The sequence below is a fragment of the Streptomyces sp. NBC_01428 genome (genome assembly GCF_036231965.1).
Lineage (GTDB): Bacteria > Actinomycetota > Actinomycetes > Streptomycetales > Streptomycetaceae > Streptomyces.
On sequence record NZ_CP109499.1, the window covers coordinates 2,114,801 to 2,132,588 of the forward strand.

Annotated in this window: 16 protein-coding genes; 5 read left to right on the forward strand and 11 right to left on the reverse strand. The window is 74.7% G+C overall.

Annotation, left to right across the window (positions count from 1 at the left end):
- Nucleotides 1-107: 107 nt before the first annotated feature.
- Complete coding sequence (locus tag OG406_RS09240) at nt 108-602, reverse strand: hypothetical protein (RefSeq protein WP_385394858.1); 495 nt, start codon at nt 600-602, stop codon at nt 108-110.
- An 85-nt stretch (nt 603-687) separates the two neighbouring features.
- On the opposite strand from OG406_RS09240, the gene OG406_RS09245 reads away from it, so the two are divergent.
- Together OG406_RS09245 and OG406_RS09250 are read left to right on the forward strand one after the other, a co-directional pair.
- A complete protein-coding gene (locus tag OG406_RS09245; protein ID WP_329185229.1) occupies nt 688-1,461 on the forward strand; it encodes an MBL fold metallo-hydrolase in 774 nt (257 codons plus the stop codon).
- Between the two features lie 56 nt (nt 1,462-1,517).
- Nucleotides 1,518-2,144: a DedA family protein gene (locus OG406_RS09250; protein ID WP_267050043.1), complete on the forward strand. Its 627-nt coding sequence runs from the start codon at nt 1,518-1,520 to the stop codon at nt 2,142-2,144.
- A gap of 137 nt (nt 2,145-2,281) precedes the next feature.
- On the opposite strand, the gene OG406_RS09255 is transcribed toward OG406_RS09250, so the two are convergent.
- The 4 genes from OG406_RS09255 to OG406_RS09270 all read right to left on the reverse strand — a co-directional run bounded on the left by OG406_RS09255 (nt 2,282) and on the right by OG406_RS09270 (nt 7,037).
- Nucleotides 2,282-3,352 carry an MBL fold metallo-hydrolase gene (locus OG406_RS09255; protein ID WP_327408575.1) on the reverse strand — a complete coding sequence of 357 codons (1,071 nt, stop codon included), beginning with the start codon at nt 3,350-3,352 and terminating at the stop codon, nt 2,282-2,284.
- Nucleotides 3,353-3,365: 13 nt separating this feature from the next.
- A complete protein-coding gene (locus tag OG406_RS09260) occupies nt 3,366-4,595 on the reverse strand; it encodes an aminotransferase class I/II-fold pyridoxal phosphate-dependent enzyme (protein ID WP_329185231.1) in 1,230 nt (409 codons plus the stop codon).
- Between the two features lie 331 nt (nt 4,596-4,926).
- The gene (locus OG406_RS09265) at nt 4,927-5,925 is read right to left on the reverse strand and encodes a hypothetical protein (RefSeq protein ID WP_329185232.1); all 999 of its coding nucleotides are present in this window, start codon (nt 5,923-5,925) and stop codon (nt 4,927-4,929) included.
- 317 nt (nt 5,926-6,242) lie between these two features.
- Nucleotides 6,243-7,037 (reverse strand): RNA polymerase sigma factor SigF, encoded by a 795-nt coding sequence (locus OG406_RS09270; protein ID WP_081220223.1) that lies wholly within the window; start codon nt 7,035-7,037, stop codon nt 6,243-6,245.
- A gap of 293 nt (nt 7,038-7,330) precedes the next feature.
- Here OG406_RS09270 and OG406_RS09275 point away from each other — a divergent pair, with 293 nt between their 5' ends.
- The gene (locus OG406_RS09275) at nt 7,331-7,714 is read left to right on the forward strand and encodes a DUF2795 domain-containing protein (protein WP_267048933.1); all 384 of its coding nucleotides are present in this window, start codon (nt 7,331-7,333) and stop codon (nt 7,712-7,714) included.
- A gap of 89 nt (nt 7,715-7,803) precedes the next feature.
- Here OG406_RS09275 and OG406_RS09280 read toward each other — a convergent pair whose 3' ends face one another.
- Together OG406_RS09280 and OG406_RS09285 are read right to left on the reverse strand one after the other, a co-directional pair.
- Nucleotides 7,804-8,046 (reverse strand): DUF6158 family protein, encoded by a 243-nt coding sequence (locus tag OG406_RS09280; RefSeq protein ID WP_164370460.1) that lies wholly within the window; start codon nt 8,044-8,046, stop codon nt 7,804-7,806.
- Between the two features lie 224 nt (nt 8,047-8,270).
- Entirely contained in the window at nt 8,271-9,890 is a 1,620-nt protein-coding gene (locus OG406_RS09285) for an ABC-F family ATP-binding cassette domain-containing protein (RefSeq protein WP_164370461.1), read from the reverse strand.
- A 106-nt stretch (nt 9,891-9,996) separates the two neighbouring features.
- On the opposite strand from OG406_RS09285, the gene OG406_RS09290 reads away from it, so the two are divergent.
- Entirely contained in the window at nt 9,997-11,496 is a 1,500-nt protein-coding gene (locus OG406_RS09290) for a bifunctional phosphatase PAP2/diacylglycerol kinase family protein (RefSeq protein WP_266617443.1), read from the forward strand.
- 251 nt (nt 11,497-11,747) lie between these two features.
- A complete protein-coding gene (locus OG406_RS09295) occupies nt 11,748-12,569 on the forward strand; it encodes a class I SAM-dependent methyltransferase (protein WP_329185239.1) in 822 nt (273 codons plus the stop codon).
- A 77-nt stretch (nt 12,570-12,646) separates the two neighbouring features.
- Here the strand turns inward: OG406_RS09295 and OG406_RS09300 are convergent, their stop codons facing one another.
- The 4 genes from OG406_RS09300 to OG406_RS09315 form a co-directional block, all read right to left on the reverse strand.
- Nucleotides 12,647-13,372, reverse strand: a complete 726-nt coding sequence (locus OG406_RS09300; protein WP_164374314.1) for a GvpL/GvpF family gas vesicle protein — start codon at nt 13,370-13,372, stop codon at nt 12,647-12,649.
- Between the two features lie 103 nt (nt 13,373-13,475).
- Complete coding sequence (locus tag OG406_RS09305; RefSeq protein ID WP_329185242.1) at nt 13,476-15,323, reverse strand: transketolase; 1,848 nt, start codon at nt 15,321-15,323, stop codon at nt 13,476-13,478.
- On the reverse strand, nt 15,320-16,726 hold the full coding sequence (locus tag OG406_RS09310; RefSeq protein ID WP_329185243.1) for an NAD(P)/FAD-dependent oxidoreductase: 1,407 nt from the start codon (nt 16,724-16,726) through the stop codon (nt 15,320-15,322). Before OG406_RS09310 ends, OG406_RS09305 begins: the two co-directional genes overlap by 4 nt.
- A gap of 433 nt (nt 16,727-17,159) precedes the next feature.
- Nucleotides 17,160-17,657, reverse strand: coding sequence for a phage holin family protein (locus OG406_RS09315; protein WP_393633513.1), 498 nt, complete (start codon nt 17,655-17,657; stop codon nt 17,160-17,162).
- Between the last annotated feature and the right edge of the window lie 131 nt (nt 17,658-17,788).

Sequence of the window (17,788 nt, forward strand, 5' to 3'; positions counted from 1 at the left end):
GCCCGGTCCGCGCGGCCTGCTCCCCACCCTGTCACAACGCGCGGACGTCCCCCGAAGTCCCCCGGACAGCCCTTCCCCGGCCGTGCGGGAGCGATGCGTGCACCAGGTCAGCGGCCGTCGTAGCCGGCCGTCGGCATCGAGAGACGGCGGTGCACCTGCGCCTTCATCCGGGCGTCGTAGAACGGTTCGGCGCTGCCCACCGTCTCGACGCGCACCCCGCGGCGGGCGCACTCGGCGGTGAACTCGTCGACGGAGGCGAGGGCCCGCTCCAGCACGCGGCGGCTGGGGGCGACGAACAGGTCGACGAGTCCGGCCTCGACGTCGGCCCACAGGGTGCGGTGGTCCGGGCGCAGGGCGCGGACGAGGAGTTCCCGGGTGACGACGTACCCGTGCTCGGCGGCCCAGCGGGCACACATCGCGTGCTGGCTGCGGGAGTCGACGAGGAACGGGTCCGCGTCGAGTTCCTCCAGGGGCGTCAGGCTGGCGATCGCCGTGACGCGCAGCGCCGGGGGTTGCGGTCCGGGGTGCCGTGGCGCGGGGCCGCTCCGGCCGTACGGGCGCTCCGGGGCGTCGGTGCCGGAGGCACCGCCCGTTTCTCCCATGGTGTCCCCCCTCACCTCCGGGTTTCGTCGCCGACCCTACTCCTGCCCGTAGGCTCGGGGGGAGTCGCGCGAAGGAGGCAAAGAGGTGCCGGTGGAGATCACCTGGTGGGGGCATGCCACGTGCACGCTGGAGGACTCCGGCACGCGCGTGCTCACGGATCCGCTCTTCGCGCGCCGGCTCGCGCACCTGCGCCGCCGGCGTGGGGCGCCGCCCCCTCCGTCGGCGGCGGTCGCCGATGTCGCCCTGGTCTCCCATCTGCACGCCGATCATCTGCATGTGCCGTCGCTCGCCCGACTGGCCCCGGGCACCCGGCTGCTGGTCCCGCGGGGCGCCCCGCGGGCGGTGCCCGGCCTGCGCCGGCTGGACCATCTGCGGCTCACCGAGGTCGTGCCCGGCGACCGGACCCCGGTCGGCGACCTCCTCGTACGGACCGTGTCGGCGCGGCACGACGGGCGCCGGCTGCCGGTCGGGCCGCATCGCTCCCCCGCCGTGGGGTATGTGATCGAGGGCGACGCGCGGACGTACTTCGCCGGGGACACGGGGTTGTTCCCGGAGATGGCCGAGGAGGTGGGGGAGGTCGACGTGGCACTGCTGCCGGTGGGCGGCTGGGGTCCCCATCTCGGTGAGGGGCATCTGGACGCGGGGCGGGCCGCCGAGGCGCTCGCCGAACTGCGGCCGCGCAGTGCCGTGCCCGTGCACTACGGCACGTTCTGGCCCATCGGGATGGACGCCGTGCGCCCGCACGAATTCCACGCGCCGGGTGAGGAGTTCGTGCGCCTGGCCGCCGAGCGTGCGCCCGGTGTGTCGGTGCACCGTCCGGACCACGGCGAGCGGGTGCGTCCGGAGGTCGCGCGGTGACTCCCTGGTCCGCCGTGGCCCCCTCTCTCCTGGTGTCGGTCAGGGCCGCGGCTCCGGTGACGCTGCTGTCCGCCGCGGCCGCGCGCGGATCGCAGGAGTCGGCGCAGCAGGCGATCGGGTATCCGACCCTGTTCCTGCTGGTGCTGATCGGCGCCCTGGTGCCGGTGGTGCCGACGGGCGCGCTGGTGAGTTCGGCGGCTGTGGTGGCGTTCCATCAGACGGCGCCGTTCGCGCTGCTGACGGTGTTCCTGGTGTCCTCGCTCGCGGCGTTCCTCGGGGACATCGCGCTGTACTGGCTCGGCCGGCGCGGCATGGGCTCGAAGAACGGCTCGCGCTGGCTGGAGGCGATCCGGCAGCGGGCGCCCGAGGACCGGCTCACGCAGGCGCAGGAGAAGCTGCACGACCACGGCATAGCCGTGCTCGTGCTGTCCCGGCTCGTCCCGGCCGGCCGCATCCCGGTGATGCTGGCCTGTCTGATGGCGAAGATGCCGCTGCGGACCTTCGCCCGCGGCGACATACCCGCGTGCCTCGCCTGGGCGGCCACCTACCAGGTCATCGGCATCCTCGGGGGCTCGCTCTTCAGTGAGCCGTGGGAGGGCGTGGTGGCCGCGGTGGCGCTGACCCTGGCGCTCAGCGCCGTGCCGGGCCTGTGGCGCAGGATCCGCAGGCCGGCCGCCTCGTAGCGAACCCCCTACGTAGCGGAACCCCTTCCCAGCGAGCCGCCTCGTGGAGCGTGCGGGGCTTCGTGGACAGTGCGGGGCTTCGTGGAGCGTGCGGTCGCTTCGCGGCGCCGCTCGCCGCACGCCTCGGGGCGCCGGTCTCAGCCCAGCACCCGGGATCCTCCGACCGGCAGGTCCCAGAGGTCCTCGCGCGCGAGGCCCGCCCGCTCCCAGGCGGCCCGCACCCGGCGCAGCGGTTCCAGCACCGGCTCCGCGGAGAGGACGAACGTCCCCCAGTGCATCGGCGCCATCCGCCGGGCCCGCAGGTCGACGGCGGCCCGCACCGCCTCCTCCGGATCGCAGTGCACGTCGCTCAGCCACCAGCGCGGGTCGTAGGCCCCGATGGGCAGCAGGGCCAGGTCGATCCCGGGGTGGCGCTGCCCGATGCGGGCGAACCAGTGGCCGTATCCGGTGTCACCCGCGAAGTAGACACGCCGGCCCTCGGGCGAGGTGAGGACCCAGCCGCCCCACAGGGTGCGGCAGGTGTCGGTGAGGCTGCGCTTGGACCAGTGGTGCGCGGGGACGAAGTCGAAGCGGACGCCGCCCAGTTCGGCCGCCTCCCACCAGTCCAGCTCGGTGACGTGGGTGAACCGGCGTCGCCGGAACCAGCGTCCGAGGCCGGCGGGCACGAACACCGGTGTGTCGCGCGGGAGTCGGCGCAGGGTCGGGGCGTCCAGGTGGTCGTAGTGGTTGTGGCTGATGACGACCGCGTCGACGCGGGGCAGCGCGCTCCAGGCCACGCCGACCGGGGTGATCCGGGCCGGGGTGCCGATGATCCTGCGGGACCATACCGGGTCGGTGAGGACGGTGAGCCCGCCGATCCGGATCACCCAACTCGCGTGCCCCGCCCAGGAGACGGCGACCGTGCGGGTGTCCACGCCGGGCAGCGGTGCCGGTTCGAAGGGCAGCAGCGGGATGTCGGCGAGCCCGTCGGCGCCGGGCCGCAGCGCGCCCTCGCGGGCGAACCGGGCGAAGGCCCGCAGCCCGGGCAGCGGGGCGGTCAGCCGGTCCACGAAGGAGCGCGGCCAGAGACGGCGTTCGCCGAGCGGGCGGGGTTCCGCGAGGGGCGGGGGGACGACGGTGGGGTGCTCCGCAGGCGGGGGCGTCGGGGGCGCGAGGCCCTCGGTGTCCTGTGCCGTCGTGCTCGTGGTCGACTCGGACTGCTGCGTCATCGAGAGGCTCCCATCACCGAGCGTCGTCGCGGAGATCGTCGAAGGCCGACCCCAACCGGGTCAACGCGCGTCGCACATGCGGCAGTTCCAGGGGCGCGGGGGACGTGAGGGACTGCGTCCGTTCCTCGTCCGTACTGCCGAGCAAGGGTCCGGTGCCCAGCCGGACGCGGAGGGCGGCGAGGTCGTCGCCGAAGCGGTGTCCGCCCGGCGCGGGCATGCCGAGCCGGGCGGAGAGGTGGTCCTCCAGGTCCTGCGCGTCGCCGACTCCCCGCGCCCCGAGCACGGAGCGGAGCGGTCCGAGGTCGACGTACAGATGTCTGCCGGCCTGCGGGGGGCGCGCCACGGCACCGGCCGCGGTCACCACGCGGTGGGCGGCGCCGGCCACCTCCGCGTGCAGGCGGGCGGCCGCGGTGATCCGCCCGGTGATCGCGGCGGGCTCCTCGATCGCGTGGGCGGCCGCGGCGGCGACGGGTTCGGCGACGCGCGCGCCGACCGCGGTGAGCACGTCGAGGACGCGGGACCTCAGGCGGCCGCCCTCCTCCCCGGCGGGGAAGCGGGCGACGGCGGCCGGCCAGCCCTGCGGCAGGAACGCGCCCGCGAGGTCCGTGATCACGGTGACGTCGTCGGGGGCCATCTCGGCGGGGCTGAGGAGCACCGTGTCGTGCGGCCGGTGCAGGGTGTCGCGCCAGGTCTCGTCGCTCACCACGTGCAGGCCCTCCCCCACGGCGGCCTCGACGGCCTCGTGGACCAGCTCGGGCGGCGCGACGGTGGCGGTGGGGTCGTCGGCGACGGACAGCACCAGCAGCCGCGGGTCGCCGCCCTCGGCCCGGACTCTGCGAAGGGTCTCCAGGAGGGCGTACGGATCGGGGACGCCACCGCACTCGGCGGGCGTCGCCACCCGGAAGACGGACCGGCCGAGGAGGCGGGCCTGGGGCGCCCACCAGGCGGCGCAGGGCCGGGGCGCGAGGACGTCGCCGCCGAGCGCGCCGGTCAGGGCGAGCAGCAGCGCGGGGGCTCCGGGGGCGACGGCCACACGGTCGGCGGTGGTGGGGAGTCCGCGACGGGTCCAGTAGCCGCAGGCGGCGTCGAGGAACGCGGGGCCGCCGCCGAAGAGTTCGGTGTCCGCCCGGCCGGCCGCGGCGGCCAGCTCCGTGCGCAGCTCGGGCAGCACGGGGAGGCCCTGGTCGGGGAGGGGCGGACCGTAACGGACCGGTCCGCGGCCTTCCGGATCCGTCCGCCGCATGTGTGCCTCCGCGCCGTGGGTGATGCCTTGCGTTCCGTGCCGCGACCTACCTGGCCTGGTCTGCCTTGCGCCGCCCTGGCGCCGACCTGACCTGCCTTGCCCTGCCCTGACCTGGAGTGGCCCGGGTCGACCTGTGCCGTCCCGGTGCCTTCCCCCGCCGTACGGTCCGGGGGCCCGGGGTCCTCTCCCGCGGTTCGGTTGCCGGGGCTCGGCGTTCCGGGCCGTCGGGCTGTCAGTACCCGGCGGCACGCCGTCCCCTGACTGTCTCCGGGGTCACGCCTGTCCCGTCGTCACCGATGCCGCCGTGGACTGTCGTCGTGCTGTCCGCCGGTCAGGCGCGGCGGTTGCGCAGCCGGTGGACGGCCGCGCATCCGGCACCGGCGATCAGCAGGCCGCCCGCGACCAGTGCGGGCACGGAGTCGGTGAAGGCACCGCCGCGGCCGGCGTGCACGCCCTGCTGGACGGTGGGAGGACGCTCTCCCGTTCCCGTTCCCGTTCCCGTGCTCGGCTCGTGCGCCGGGGCGCCCCGGGCGACGGAGTACGAAGCGGTCCACTGCTTCCCCTGGCCGCCCGGCGGCGCGGGGCAGACACCGTCGACGCCCCACTCGCCGCGGGCGGCGCCGCCGACTTCGGGGGCCACCGGGGCGGCCGGCGCGGTGTCGGGGCCCACGGGTTCGGGCGCCGTCTCCGGCGCCGCGGGTTCGGGAACGGTGTCCGGGCCTACGGCGTCCTGCCCCAGGTCGTCGGGGGTCACGGGGTCGGGGTAGCCGGAGCCGGGCTGTTCGGGGTCGGTGGCGACGGCGGGCGGTTCCATGGCGTCGGGCGCGACCGTGTCCGAGCCGCCGGAGTCGGGATCGGCGGGCGGCACGTCACCGTTCTCGGCGTCGGTCGTCCCCGCGACGGAGGAGACCGTCCTGTCGAGGACGCCCGTCTCGTCGTAGCCCGTCCCCGGGGCGGAGCCCGTCCCCGGGGCGGAGCCCGTCCCCGGACCGGAGTCCGACGCGGCCGGACCGCCCGCGCCCTCGGGGGCTCCGGACGGGATGTGGGCCGTCCCCCGGTAGGCGGCGGCGCCCGCGGCGTGCGCGGCGTCGCCCTCGACGCGGTGCAGTTGCACCTTGCCCTCCTGGAACCCCCGGGAGCTGGCGTCGATGGCCTCGGGCGGGGCGCCGCCGACCCCGTCGCAGGTGACGGTGATGGTGATGGTGCCCCCGGGTTCGACGGAGCCCGGGCTGACCTCCGCGGCCGGATCCGCGGACGCGGCCGACGCGGCGACGCCCAGCGCGGCGCCGGCGAGGGCGGTGGCGTACAGGACACGGGCGGTACGGCGCATGAGCGGGGCTCCTTCGGCGGGGCTGCGGTCCGAGAGCCACGGCCGTCGTGTCCCTCGGGCCCATCAGAGCCCGGCCTGCCCCGGCGCGCTATCGGCCGGGCACCATTCGCGGGAAAACAGGGGCCCGAGCGGGTGATGGCGGCTGCGCCGGGCGCCGCTGTCACGCAGCGGCCCGCCGCGTGCCCCGCGTCTGCGGGGTCACGCGGCGGGCTCGGTGTCTGTCGGCGCGAACGGCTTCGCGGTGCCGGCGGCTTCGCGGTGCGAGCGTCATCCCCGCCCGGGCGGCTTCTCCGCCCGGCGGACGCGAAGGGAGGAGCCTAGGCGGCGTCGCGCATGACCTGGTCGCGCAGGCGCGAGCAGCAGCGGGTGATGAGCCGGGAGACGTGCATCTGGGAGATGCCCAGCTCGTCGGCGATGCGGCTCTGCGTCATGTCGTCGAAGAACCGCATGTAGAGGATGGCGCGTTCCCGCTCGGGGAGCGCCTGGAGCCGCGGCTTGACGGCCTCGCGGTCGATGACCGTGTCGAGCGCCGGGTCGGCGGATCCGAGGGCGTCGCTGAGGGAGTAGCCGTCGTCGCTGCCGGGCAGTTCGGCGTCCAGCGAGAGCGCGGTGAAGCTCTCCAGTGCCTCCAGGCCGGTCAGCACGTCCTCCTCGCTCAGCCGGGCGCGCTCGGCGATCTCGGCGACGGTGGGACGTCGGCCCGAGATGGTCTGCGACAGGTCCTGGGCGGCGAAGCGGACCCGGTTGCGCAGGTCCTGGACGCGGCGCGGCACGTGCAGCGTCCACATGTGGTCACGGAAGTGGCGCTTGATCTCGCCGGTGATCGTCGGCACGGCGTAGCTCTCGAAGGCGTTGCCGAGTTCGGGGTCGTAGCGGTCGACGGCCTTGACGAGGCCGAGCGCCGCCACCTGCCGCAGGTCGTCGGAGTTCTCGCCCCGGTTGCGGAACCGGCCCGCGAGACGGTCGGCCATCGGCAGCCAGGACTCGACGATCTCCTCGCGGAGGGCGTCGCGCTGCGGGCCCTGAGGGAGCGTGGCGAGCCGGCGGAACGCCTCCGAGGTGTCGGGGGCGTCGTCGTGCGGATGGTGCGTCGCGCTCGCTTGAGTTCGCATGATGCGTCGCAACTCCCTTGATGGTGCCTGGTATAGGACAGTCATCGTGGGAGCGCACCCGTGATCCGGACGGATACACCCGTGGCGCGGATCGCCGCTCCCACGGACGTGCCTCCTGTCCGAAGCACTGCATCTGCGTCTGCCCCGGGCCATGCGGAGCAAACACACCCCGATTCTCCCCGATCGCGGACGCCTCGTCGCGCGGAGGCCGTCCCGGACGGGGCGCATCTCGACGTGTCGCGTGAGAGTCGTCGGGTACGCGCTCCCCACCTCGAACCTCTGGAGGGGATTTCATGCAGCGAGGCAGTGACCGGATGAGCGCTCACCGGGACGACGAGATGAAGCACGAACTGCGCGACTTCCTCAGGTCAGGGCACCCCACCCGGACCGAGGAGTGGCAGGACCCGGAGCCGGCCGCCGACGACGACCCGGCGATCGCGGGAGGACCGGTGGTGCCGAACACGGCACCGGAATCGCTGGAGACGCTGCGCCTCGATCTGGCGCGGTTCCTCGGCCGTACCTCGTTCCCCGCCGGTCCGCGTGCGCTGATCGACGTCCTGCGGGAGAAGAACGCACCCGAACAGCTGGCCGACTCGCTGGAACGTCTGCCGGACGAGGAGCACTACGCCAACGCGCACGAGCTGGCGCTCGCGGTCGTGGGCTCCGGCGGCAGCTAGCCGGGGCGCGGCCGTCGCGGGTGTGCGGGACCGCCTCGGGCGGCCCGCACGCCGGTGCCGTCAGGGTCGGCCGGACGGCTTCGGACCGGTCAGGCCGGCGGGACGGCCGCGGGGCCCCGTTCGCGTGCGCCCTCGCGGGTGCGGCCCGCCGAGACGGGCCGGCGCGGATGGCGGCGCAGGTACTCGCCCTCCAACTGGGCCATGCGCCCGTTGTGCGTGCGCAGCGCGTCGTTCGAACCGTGCAGCAGCGTGTCGTGGCGGGTGCGGTGGATGGCCTCCAGCTCTTTCATCAGCTGCTGGTCGTCCAGCCGGCCCGGGTCGACTCCGGTCATGGTGCTACCCCGCTCGTCGTGGCCGTCGGCGCGGTCCGGGCGCCCCCGGCGAACGTCGCCCGGAGGCGGCCGGAAGGGAGCCATGGATAGGTGACCTCCACCCACCACTCTACGAACATCGGGTGGTCCGGGCCTCTCCGGGAACCCGGAGCCCGTGAACCGGCAGGTACCGGTCACCCGCTCCCGGTCACCCGGGGCCCGGGTGGACCGCACGGGAGCGCGGTCTAGCGGTCCCGCTCCACCCGGCGCTCGTCCCAGACCGGCTCCTGCGTCTCCCGGACCCGTCCGTCGGAGCCGAACACCAGGTAGCGGTCGAAGGAGCGGGCGAACCAGCGGTCGTGGGTGACGGACAGCACCGTCCCCTCGTACGCCTCGAGGCCTTCCTGGAGCGCCTCGGCCGACTCCAGGTCGAGGTTGTCCGTGGGCTCGTCGAGGAGCAGGGCCGTGGAGCCCTCCAGCTCCAGGAGCAGGATCTGGAAACGTGCCTGCTGGCCGCCCGACAGCTTCTCGAACCGCTGCTCGGCCTGGGCCGTCAGCTCGTAGCGCCGCAGCCGTGACATGGCGGCGCCGCGGTCCTGGGAGTGCTCGCCCCACAGGATGTCGAGCAGCGTGCGGCCCTCCAGCTCCGGATGGGCGTGCGTCTGCGCGAAGTGGCCCGCCACGACGCGCGCGCCGAGCTTCCACTCGCCGGTGTGCGCGACGTCGCCACCCGCGAGGAGCCGCAGGAAGTGCGACTTGCCCGAGCCGTTGGAGCCGAGGACGGCGACCCGCTCGCCGTAGAAGACCTCCAGGTCGAAGGGCTTCATCAGGCCGGTGAGCTCAAGTCCCTTGCAGGTCACGGCCCGTACGCCGGTGCGTCCGCCGTGCAGGCGCATGGTGATGTCCTGCTCGCGCGGCGGCTCCGGCGGCGGTCCGGCCTCCTCGAACTTGCGCAGCCGGGTCTGTGCCGCCGCGTAGCGGGACGCCAGCTCATGGCTGATGGAGGCGGCCTGACGGAGGCTCAGCACGAGCTTCTTCAGCTGGGCGTGCTTCTCGTCCCAGCGCCTGCGCAGTTCCTCGAAGCGCGCGAACCGCTCCCGCCTGGCCTCGTGGTACGTCGAGAAGCCGCCGCCGTGCACCCAGGCGTCCGCGCCGGTCGGGCTGGGCTCGACGCTGATGATCTTCTGGGCGGAGCGGGCGAGGAGTTCACGGTCGTGGGAGACGAACAGGACCGTCTTGCGGGTCTCCGCCAGGCGCTCCTCCAGCCAGCGCTTGCCGGGCACGTCGAGGTAGTTGTCCGGTTCGTCGAGCAGCAGCACCTCGTCGGTGCCGCGCAGCAGGGCCTCCAGGACCAGGCGCTTCTGCTCGCCGCCGGACAGGGTGCGCACCTGCCGCCACTGCGCCTTCTCGTAGGGGACGCCGAGCGCGGCCGTGGTGCACATGTCCCAGAGCGTCTCGGCCTCGTAGCCGCGGGCCTCGGCCCAGTCGGAGAGCGCCTGCGCGTACCGCAGCTGGGACGCCTCGTCGTCGACGGTCATCATGGCGTGCTCGGCGGTGTCGACGGCCCGGGCCGCTTCCCGGATCCGGGGCGGCGCCACGGACACGAGCAGTTCCCGTACGGTCGTCTCGTCGCGGACGGATCCCACGAACTGGCGCATCACGCCGAGTCCGCCGCTCACGTTCACGGTGCCGCCGTGCGGCTTCAGCTCGCCCGAGATCAGCCGCAGCAGGGTCGTCTTGCCGGCGCCGTTGGGCCCCACGAGGGCCACCACGGCCCCTTCTCCCACCCGGAACGACACATCGCCGAGCAGCGCCCTCCCGTCGGGAAGGTAGTACTCAAGATGTGCGGCTTCGAGGTGTCCCATGGGCAGGCATTCTCCGGGGCACGGGGGGTGCGGGGCAAACGCGTATCGGCCGGGGCGCCCGTCACAGGGGCGAGGAAAACGCCTGATCCGGGGTAGACGGACCCGCATGACCCCCACCCCTGACGTCGACCTGACCGCCCTCGTTCCGGGCCGCCACGGCCTCCGGGACCGTCTTCTGTCCGTGGACCTCCGGGTCTTCGAGTCGGTCGCGGCGCGCCACTGGCCGGGCGGCGATCCCGTGCTGCCGCGGCTGAGCCGCAGCGCCAACCACGGGCTGCTGTGGTTCGCGACGGCCGCCGCGGTGGCGGCGAGCCGCACGCCGCGGGCGCGCCGGGCCGCCACCCGGGGCCTCGCCTCGCTCGCTCTCGCCTCCGCGACGATCAACACCGTCGGCAAGCGGTCGGTGCGCCGCAGCCGTCCCGCGCTGGACCCGGTCCCGGCGATCCGGCAGCTGAAGCGCCAGCCGATCACCACGTCGTTCCCCTCGGGGCACGCCGCCTCGGCCGCCGCCTTCGCGACGGGGGTGGCGCTGGAGTCCCGCGGCTGGGGAGCGGCCGTGGCGCCGCTCGCCGCGGCGGTGGCCCTCTCCCGCGTGTACACCGGGGTTCACTTCCCGAGCGACGTCCTCGCGGGCGCGGCGCTGGGCGCGGGCGCGGCGTACGCGGTCCGTGGCCTGGTGCCCACCCGGGACCAGCTGACCGCGCCGGCGCGGCCGCGGGTGGAGGCGCCCGCGCTGCCCGACGGCGCGGGCCTGGTCATGGTGGCCAACACGGGCGCGGGGACTCCGGAGCGGGTCCGCGCGCTGGCCGACGCGCTGCCGGCGGCCGAGCTCGTCGAGTGCGAACCGGCCGACATACGGCAGGAGTTGGAGAAGGCGGCGGCCCGCGCCACGGTGCTGGGCGTGTGCGGTGGCGACGGCACGGTGAACACCGCGGCCGAGATCGCCCTGCGCCACGACGTCCCGCTCGCCGTCCTCCCGGGCGGCACCCTCAACCACTTCGCCCACGACCTCGGGGTGGAGGGCGACCACGACCTCGTCCGCGCGCTCCAGCAGGGCGAGGCGGTCAAGGTGGACGTCGGCCGGTTCGTGTCCGGCGCCCAGGAGGGAATCTTCCTCAACACGTGCAGCCTGGGCATCTACCCGGAGCTGGTACGGGAGCGGGAGAACTGGTCGAAGGTGATCGGCAGCTGGCCCGCCGGGGTGCTCGGCGCGCTGCGGGTGCTGCGGGCGGACCACCATCCGCTGCGGGCCGAACTGAACGGCCGGACGCACCCGTTGTGGCTGCTGTTCGCCGGGAACGGCACCTACCACCGGGTGGGCCTCGCGCCCGCCCGCCGTTTCGACCTCGCGGACGGGCGTCTCGACGTCCGTGTCGTGCACGGCGGACGCCATCCCGCGGTGCGGCTGCTCGCCGCGGCCTTCGCCGGTCCCCTCACCCGCTCCCCCGCGCACGCCGCCGTGCGGGTGGGTCACCTGACCATCGACGGCGTCGACCCCGGCACGCTCCTCGCCTACGACGGCGAGGTCACCGAGGTCAGCGACCGGGTGACGCTCCGCAAGAGCCGCGAGGCGCTGACCGTGTACCGCCCGCAGCCGGCGGGGTGAGCCGGGCGGCCGGGCCCGCCGGCCCGGCCCCCTCCTCCGGTTCCCTGGACCCCTTCTTCCGTTCCCTGGCCCCCTTCCTCCGGTTCCCTCCTGACGGTCCGACCCGGCACGCACGCGGCCCCCAACTGCGCCTGTCCATATAGCAAGATGCGGGTCTCATCATTCGACATGACCGCGTACGGTGAAGCCATCGCCCCGCGGAGTGCGTGCACGCCCCGCCGAGGCCCCGTACACGTCGAAGGGGACCGGTCATGTCGAAGTCGCAGGAGACCGCCGTCTACACGCACGGCCATCACGAGTCGGTGCTGCGCTCGCACACCTGGCGCACCGCCGCCAACTCGGCGGCGTACCTCCTCGACTCGCTGAAGCCCCACATGAAGATCCTCGACATCGGCTGCGGACCGGGCACCATCACCGCCGACCTCGCCGAACGGGTGCCGGACGGGCACGTCACCGGCGTCGACCACGCGGCGGGCGTCCTGGACCGGGCACGGCAGGCAGCCGCCGGACGCGGACTGCGCAACGTCGACTTCGCGGTCGCCGACGTGCACGCGCTGGACTTCCCGGACGACACGTTCTGCGTGGTCCACGCCCATCAGGTGCTCCAGCACGTGGGCGATCCGGTCCAGGCCCTGCGCGAGATGCACCGGGTCACGAAGCCGGGCGGCTTCATCGCGGTCCGCGATGCGGACTACGCGGCCATGACCTGGTATCCGGCGGTGCCGGGCATGGACGACTGGCTGGACCTGTACCGGCGGGTGGCCCGCGCGAACGGGGGCGAGCCGGACGCCGGCCGGCGTCTCACGTCGTGGGCGATGGCCGCCGGCATCCGGGACATCACGTCCACGTCGAGCACCTGGACCTACGCCACCGAGGACGAGCGGGCCTGGTGGAGCGGCCTGTGGGCCGACCGCACGGTGGCCTCGGCGTACGCGGAGCGGGCCACGGCGGGCGGTCACGCGACGCCGGAACAGCTGCGCGCGGTGTCGGACGCCTGGCGGCAGTGGGGGCGGGCGGAGGACGGCTGGTTCGCCGTGCTGCACGGCGAGGTACTGGCCCGCAAGGCGGTCTGAGCCGTCACGGCGCCCGCCCCCGGCCCAGAGCAGGTCCGGAGGCGGGTGCCGTCCGGTTCAGGGGCCGCCCGGCGCCGTCACGGCGCGGTGCGGGTGAACCCCGCGAGGTCCGTGAAACCGCTGAGGCCGGGCAGCTCCGTGAAGGAGTACGCGGCCCAGGGGCCGGTGAGTTCCACCCGCAGTCCGGGCTGCTCGCGGACGCCGCGGTTCACCCGCTCGACGAACTGCTCGGACTCCGCGCGCGGCACCAGATAGGCGGCGTTGAGCACCTGGGAGTAGGCCAGATCGGAGGGCGCCGCGCTCTGCGGGGCGTGCAGCCTGGTCTCCGTGGCGCGGCCGGCGAGGGTGGTGTGCAGCCGGTGCGCGAGCCCGTCCGCCCGCTCCCCCGTGTACCCGGAGGCCCCGGCCGTGTCCGCGTACACCTTCACGTCCCACTCGACCCGGCCGTCGAGCCGGTCCAGCGTCGTGAGGAACTCCTCCCGGCGCTCCTCCATCATCACGCGCACGCCGCTCTCGTCCCGCAGGACGGTGGCGAGCCGCAGCGGCAGCGGGCTGGTGACGCCGGTGAGGGCGTCGATGACGCCCTGGTGGGCGCGCGCCGTCGCCTCCAGCCAGGCCACGTCCTCCAGCCTGCGGCGCAGCGGTTCCGCGGCGAACTCCTCGTCCGGGACGGAGCCGACCACGGCGACGAGGTCGTCGTGCCGCAGCAGCTTGGGCGGAACGCCCGCGACACCGGTCAGCTCGGCCGACAGCGCGGCCGGGAAAGGGCGGCAGATCGCGTAGACGTACGGCAGTCCACTCATGGGGTCTCTCCTCCCGCGGGTCCCCGGGCCCGGCGCGGGGACCCGGCGCACGGCACCGGGCCGCCTCAGGGGCCTTGTCACCATCGTGCTCTCCGTTCCGGGCTCAGCGCACCACGGCCGTCTCGACGAGCAGCCGGGCCGCGGCGGCGATCGACTGCGCGTCGATGCCGGCGGCGCGCAGCTGCTCGGCCGGGCTCGCCGAGCCGGGCATGGTCCGGACGGCGAGCCGGGCGAGGCGGGGCACCGGACGGCCGTCGGTGAAGGCGTCGAGCACCGCGTCGCCGAGACCGCCCTCCTCGCGGTGGTCCTCGACGGTGACCAGGCATCCGGTCTCCTCGGCGGCCTCGCGCAGGGTCGCGCGGTCGACGGGCTTCACGGAGTACAGGTCGATCACGCGGACCTGGATGCCCTCGCCGTCGAGGGCGTCGGCTGCGGCCAGCGCCTCGTGGACGGTGACGCCCGCGGCGACGATCGTCAGCCGGTCGTCGGAGGAGGCGCGCAGCACCTTGCTGCCGCCGACGGGGAACTCCTCGGTGGGGCTGTAGATGACCGGGCTGTCGCCGCGGGAGGTGCGCAGGTAGCGGATGCCCTCCAGGCCGGCCATGGCGACGACGAGCTTCGCCGTCTGGTTGGCGTCGCACGGGTACAGCACGGTCGTGCCGTACAGGGCGCGGAACATCGCCAGGTCCTCCAGGCCCATCTGCGAGGGGCCGTCCTGGCCGATGGAGACGCCCGCGTGGGAACCGACGAGGTTGATGCCGGAGCCGCTGACGGCGGCCATCCGCACGAAGTCGTGGGCACGGGTGAGGAAGGCGGCGAACGTGGTGGCGTACGGCACCCAGCCGCGTGCGGCCATGCCGATGGCGGCACCGACGAGTTGCTGTTCGGCGATGTAGCACTCGAAGTAGCGGTCGGGGTGTTCCTTGGCGAAGAGCTCGGCGCGCGTCGAGTCGCCCACCTCGCCGTCCAGCGCGACGACGTCGCCGCGGGCGCCGCCGAGCGCGGCCAGCGCCTGCCCGAAGGCGTCGCGGGTGGCGGCCTCCTCGCCGATCTCGAAGCGGGGCAGGTCGAGGTGCCCGGAGCTCACGGCGTGCAGCATCCGGGCGGCGGGCGGCGGCCGGACGTCGACGTGGTGGTCGTGCACGCCGCCGAGTTCGGCGACGGCCTCCTCGGCGTCCGGCAGGGGCTTGCCGTGCAGGCCCTCCCGGTCCTGGACCGCGGCGACGCCCTTGCCCTTGAGGGTGCGGGCGAGGATCGCGGTGGGCTGCCCGCCGGTGGACGCGGCCTCGGCGTAGGCGCGGTCGACGGCGTCCACGTCGTGGCCGTCGACCTCGACGGTGTGCCAGCCGAACGCCTGGAAGCGGCGGGCGTAGGCGTCCAGGTCGTGCCCGTGCCGGGTCGGTCCGCGCTGGCCGAGGCGGTTGACGTCGACGATCACCGTGAGGTTGTCGAGGTGCTCGTACCCGGCGTGCTCGGCGGCCTCCCAGACGGAGCCCTCGGCGAGCTCGCTGTCGCCGCACAGCACCCAGACGCGGTATCCGGTACGGTCCAGTCGCTTGCCGGCGAGGGCGACGCCCACACCGACGGGCAGTCCCTGTCCGAGCGACCCGGTGGCCGTCTCCACCCAGGGGAGCCGCCGCGGCGACGGATGCCCTTCGAGCCGGCTGCCCTCCCTGCGGAAGGTGAGCAGTTCGGACTCGCTCACGGCACCGGCCGCCTTGTAGGCCGCGTACAGCAGGGGCGAGGCGTGGCCCTTGGAGAGGATGAGGCGGTCGTTGCCGGGGTGCCGGGGGCGCTCGAAGTCGTACCGCAGGTGGTGGGCGAACAGGACCGCGACGACGTCGGCGGCGGACATCGACGAGGTCGGGTGTCCGGAGTTCGCCGTGTCGGCGGCGCGCACGCTGTCGACCCGCAACTGCTGCGCAAGATCGACGAGTTGACGGGTGTTCATGAGTCTCCTTCCGGGCGGCTCGCGGCCTCCGAATGGTCGCCGCCGGGTCCGGCTGTCCCGGCGGGCGCGGCGGGGTTCGCCGGGCCGGGCGGCGCTCCGGCCACCCGCGCCAGTTCGGGCGCGGAGGTGTCCAGGGGCACCGACCAGGCGCGGACCAGGCCCAACTGCACCGACTGGCGCGGCAGTACGGCGTCCAGGAGCCAGTCGGCCGCGACGCGCACGCGGTTGGCGGGCATGGCGGCGAGGTGGTAGCCGCGGGTGACGGCTCCGGCGAGCGGTCCCGACAGCGGCACACCGAGGGGGTTGGCCGCCGCGTCGACGCCGCCGAGGTCGACGGTGAAGCCGAGGTCGCGGTGGCGGTAGGCGCGGCGTTCGCCGACACCGAGCGAGGCGGCGACGTTGTGCGCCGCGATCTTCCCCTGGCGCCAGGCGTGCTGGGCCGTCATCGGGGTGTACTCGCCGGGCTTCTCCAGGTCGGGTACGGCCGCCGCGTCACCGCAGGCGAACACGTCGGCGTGGCCCGGCACCTGGAGGAACGGGTCGACGAGGAGCCGGCCGCGTTCGAGGGGCCGTCCGAGCCCCTCGACCAGGGGGTCGGGGCGGACGCCGACGCACCATGCCAGGGTCCTGGTGTCGACGAACTCGCCGTCGCTGAGGCGGACTCCGTCGGGCGTTGCCTCCTCGACCGAGGTGCCCGTGCGCACGTCGACGCCGCGCTCGCGCAGCACGCGGTCGGCGGTGCACGAGAGCCGCTCGTCCAGTTCGGGCAGGACGCGGTCCGCGGTGTCGAGCAACAGCCAGCGCGGCCGGACGCCCTCGGGCAGCGATCGCTCGCGGACCAAGGCGTCGGTGAACAGCTGCCCCTGCGCGGCGACTTCGGTTCCGGTGTAGCCGGCGCCGACCACCACGAAGGTGGTGCGGGCGGTGGCAATCTTCGGGTCGTCCGACCCGGCGGCGAGTTCGATCTGCCGGGTCACGTGGTCCCGCAGGTAGAGCGCCTCGGGCAGGCCGCGGAAGCCGTGCGCGTGCTCGGCGACACCGGGCACGGGCAGCAGCTTGTTGACGCTGCCGACGGCCAGCACGAGACGGTCGTACGTCAGCGTGCCGCTGTCGCCCTCGGGGTCGGTGTAGCGCACGGTGCGGGCGTCGAGGTCGATCCCGTCGGACGCCGCCTCGCCGAGCACGAGGCGGACGCCGGGCAGCGTCCCGGTCAGCGAGACGGTGACGCGGCGTGGCTCCAGGACACCGGAGGCGACCTGGGGCAGCAGCGGCAGGTACAGGAAGTAGTCGGTCGGGTTCAGCAGAGTGATCTCGGCCTTGCCCCGGGCCAGCCGCGACAGGGTGCGGGCCGTCCGGTAACCGGCGAAACCGGCGCCGACGATCAGAATGCGGGGTCGCCTCACGATGCTCCTCTGGCAGTGTCGCTTGCGGTGTCGCTCGTACGGGCTTTCCGCGTCCCCCCGAGGGGGTGGCCCAAACACGGGCACCCCCGGCGTTTCGCCGCCTCGGCGAGAAGGGCCGCGGTCGAAAAGGGCTGCGGTCGGGAAGTGCTCCGGTCGTGGGGCGCACCGCACGCGCGGGGCGTCCCGGACTGCGGGGCCACGGATGGGCGCCGTTGCCCCGGGGCCGCCTCGGCACGGGCCCGTCGGCACCGGCACTGCGGTTCTCCTGGGCAACTGGGCCCCGGACCGGGCCCAGTCCTGCGGGCCGGCCCGTCCCGCGGCGCCTCGACGGTTTCCAGTCTGCTCCCGGCGGACCCCTTCGGCACGACGGGCGGGACGCCCGCGGACGGCTGCCGGGTCCGCCCCGGCCGGGGCGGACCCGGCAGCCGGACCGTCAGCGCGCCTGGTGAAGGTACGTGTCGGGGTCGCTCGCGAGGTGGGCGCCGGGGTCGGACGCGCCGGGCGTCACGGCCGGGACCGGCGGGTACAGGACCCCCATGCCGCCGGGCGGGGAGGCCGGCGCGGTGCCGCCGAGGATCCGTCCGGGCGGGGTCAGCTCGCTCGCGTGACCGGTGTCCGTACGGGCGGCGGTGGCGGGCCGGGCCATGCCGCGCAGCACGAACGCGGCGACACCGAGCGCCGCCGCGGTGACCAGGGCGGCGGCCCAGCCGGGCAGCCCGAGAGCGAGCGCGAGACCGAGGGCCAGCGCCAGCGCGGCTCCGCCGTACAGGGCGGCGGCGCCCGAGGCGGCGTACAGCGCGGCCGTGCGCCGCTGCTTGCGCGTCTGCTCACGCAGTTCGTCGCGGATGGTCTCGCGGGCCACCGCGGTCAGTTCGTCGACGAGTCCTTTGTCCAGATGCTCCAGGTGATCCAGGTGCTCGATGGGCTTCATGGTGTCCGGGTACCCGGGTGTCCGTCCGCGTAACGGACCGCCCGGTAAGCGCCGTCGGCCCTGCCGGCCGGTCCCGGAGTGGTGTCGGACGGCGATCGTCCGAAACGATCTCCGTCGCGGGCCGACCCCAA

What these genes read in the sequence shown, in the direction of transcription:
- OG406_RS09265 (WP_329185232.1), bottom strand. Translation starts at nt 5,925, where the DNA reads ATGCGCCGTACCGCCCGTGTCCTGTACGCCACCGCCCTCGCCGGCGCC.
- OG406_RS09280 (WP_164370460.1), bottom strand. Translation starts at nt 8,046, where the DNA reads ATGACCGGAGTCGACCCGGGCCGGCTGGACGACCAGCAGCTGATGAAA.
- OG406_RS09305 (WP_329185242.1), bottom strand. Translation starts at nt 15,323, where the DNA reads ATGAACACCCGTCAACTCGTCGATCTTGCGCAGCAGTTGCGGGTCGAC.
- OG406_RS09295 (WP_329185239.1), top strand. Translation starts at nt 11,748, where the DNA reads ATGTCGAAGTCGCAGGAGACCGCCGTCTACACGCACGGCCATCACGAG.
- OG406_RS09315 (WP_393633513.1), bottom strand. Translation starts at nt 17,657, where the DNA reads ATGAAGCCCATCGAGCACCTGGATCACCTGGAGCATCTGGACAAAGGA.
- OG406_RS09260 (WP_329185231.1), bottom strand. Translation starts at nt 4,595, where the DNA reads ATGCGGCGGACGGATCCGGAAGGCCGCGGACCGGTCCGTTACGGTCCG.
- OG406_RS09290 (WP_266617443.1), top strand. Translation starts at nt 9,997, where the DNA reads ATGACCCCCACCCCTGACGTCGACCTGACCGCCCTCGTTCCGGGCCGC.
- OG406_RS09240 (WP_385394858.1), bottom strand. Translation starts at nt 602, where the DNA reads ATGGGAGAAACGGGCGGTGCCTCCGGCACCGACGCCCCGGAGCGCCCG.
- OG406_RS09285 (WP_164370461.1), bottom strand. Translation starts at nt 9,890, where the DNA reads ATGGGACACCTCGAAGCCGCACATCTTGAGTACTACCTTCCCGACGGG.
- OG406_RS09270 (WP_081220223.1), bottom strand. Translation starts at nt 7,037, where the DNA reads ATGCGAACTCAAGCGAGCGCGACGCACCATCCGCACGACGACGCCCCC.
- OG406_RS09255 (WP_327408575.1), bottom strand. Translation starts at nt 3,352, where the DNA reads ATGACGCAGCAGTCCGAGTCGACCACGAGCACGACGGCACAGGACACC.
- OG406_RS09300 (WP_164374314.1), bottom strand. Translation starts at nt 13,372, where the DNA reads ATGAGTGGACTGCCGTACGTCTACGCGATCTGCCGCCCTTTCCCGGCC.
- OG406_RS09275 (WP_267048933.1), top strand. Translation starts at nt 7,331, where the DNA reads ATGCAGCGAGGCAGTGACCGGATGAGCGCTCACCGGGACGACGAGATG.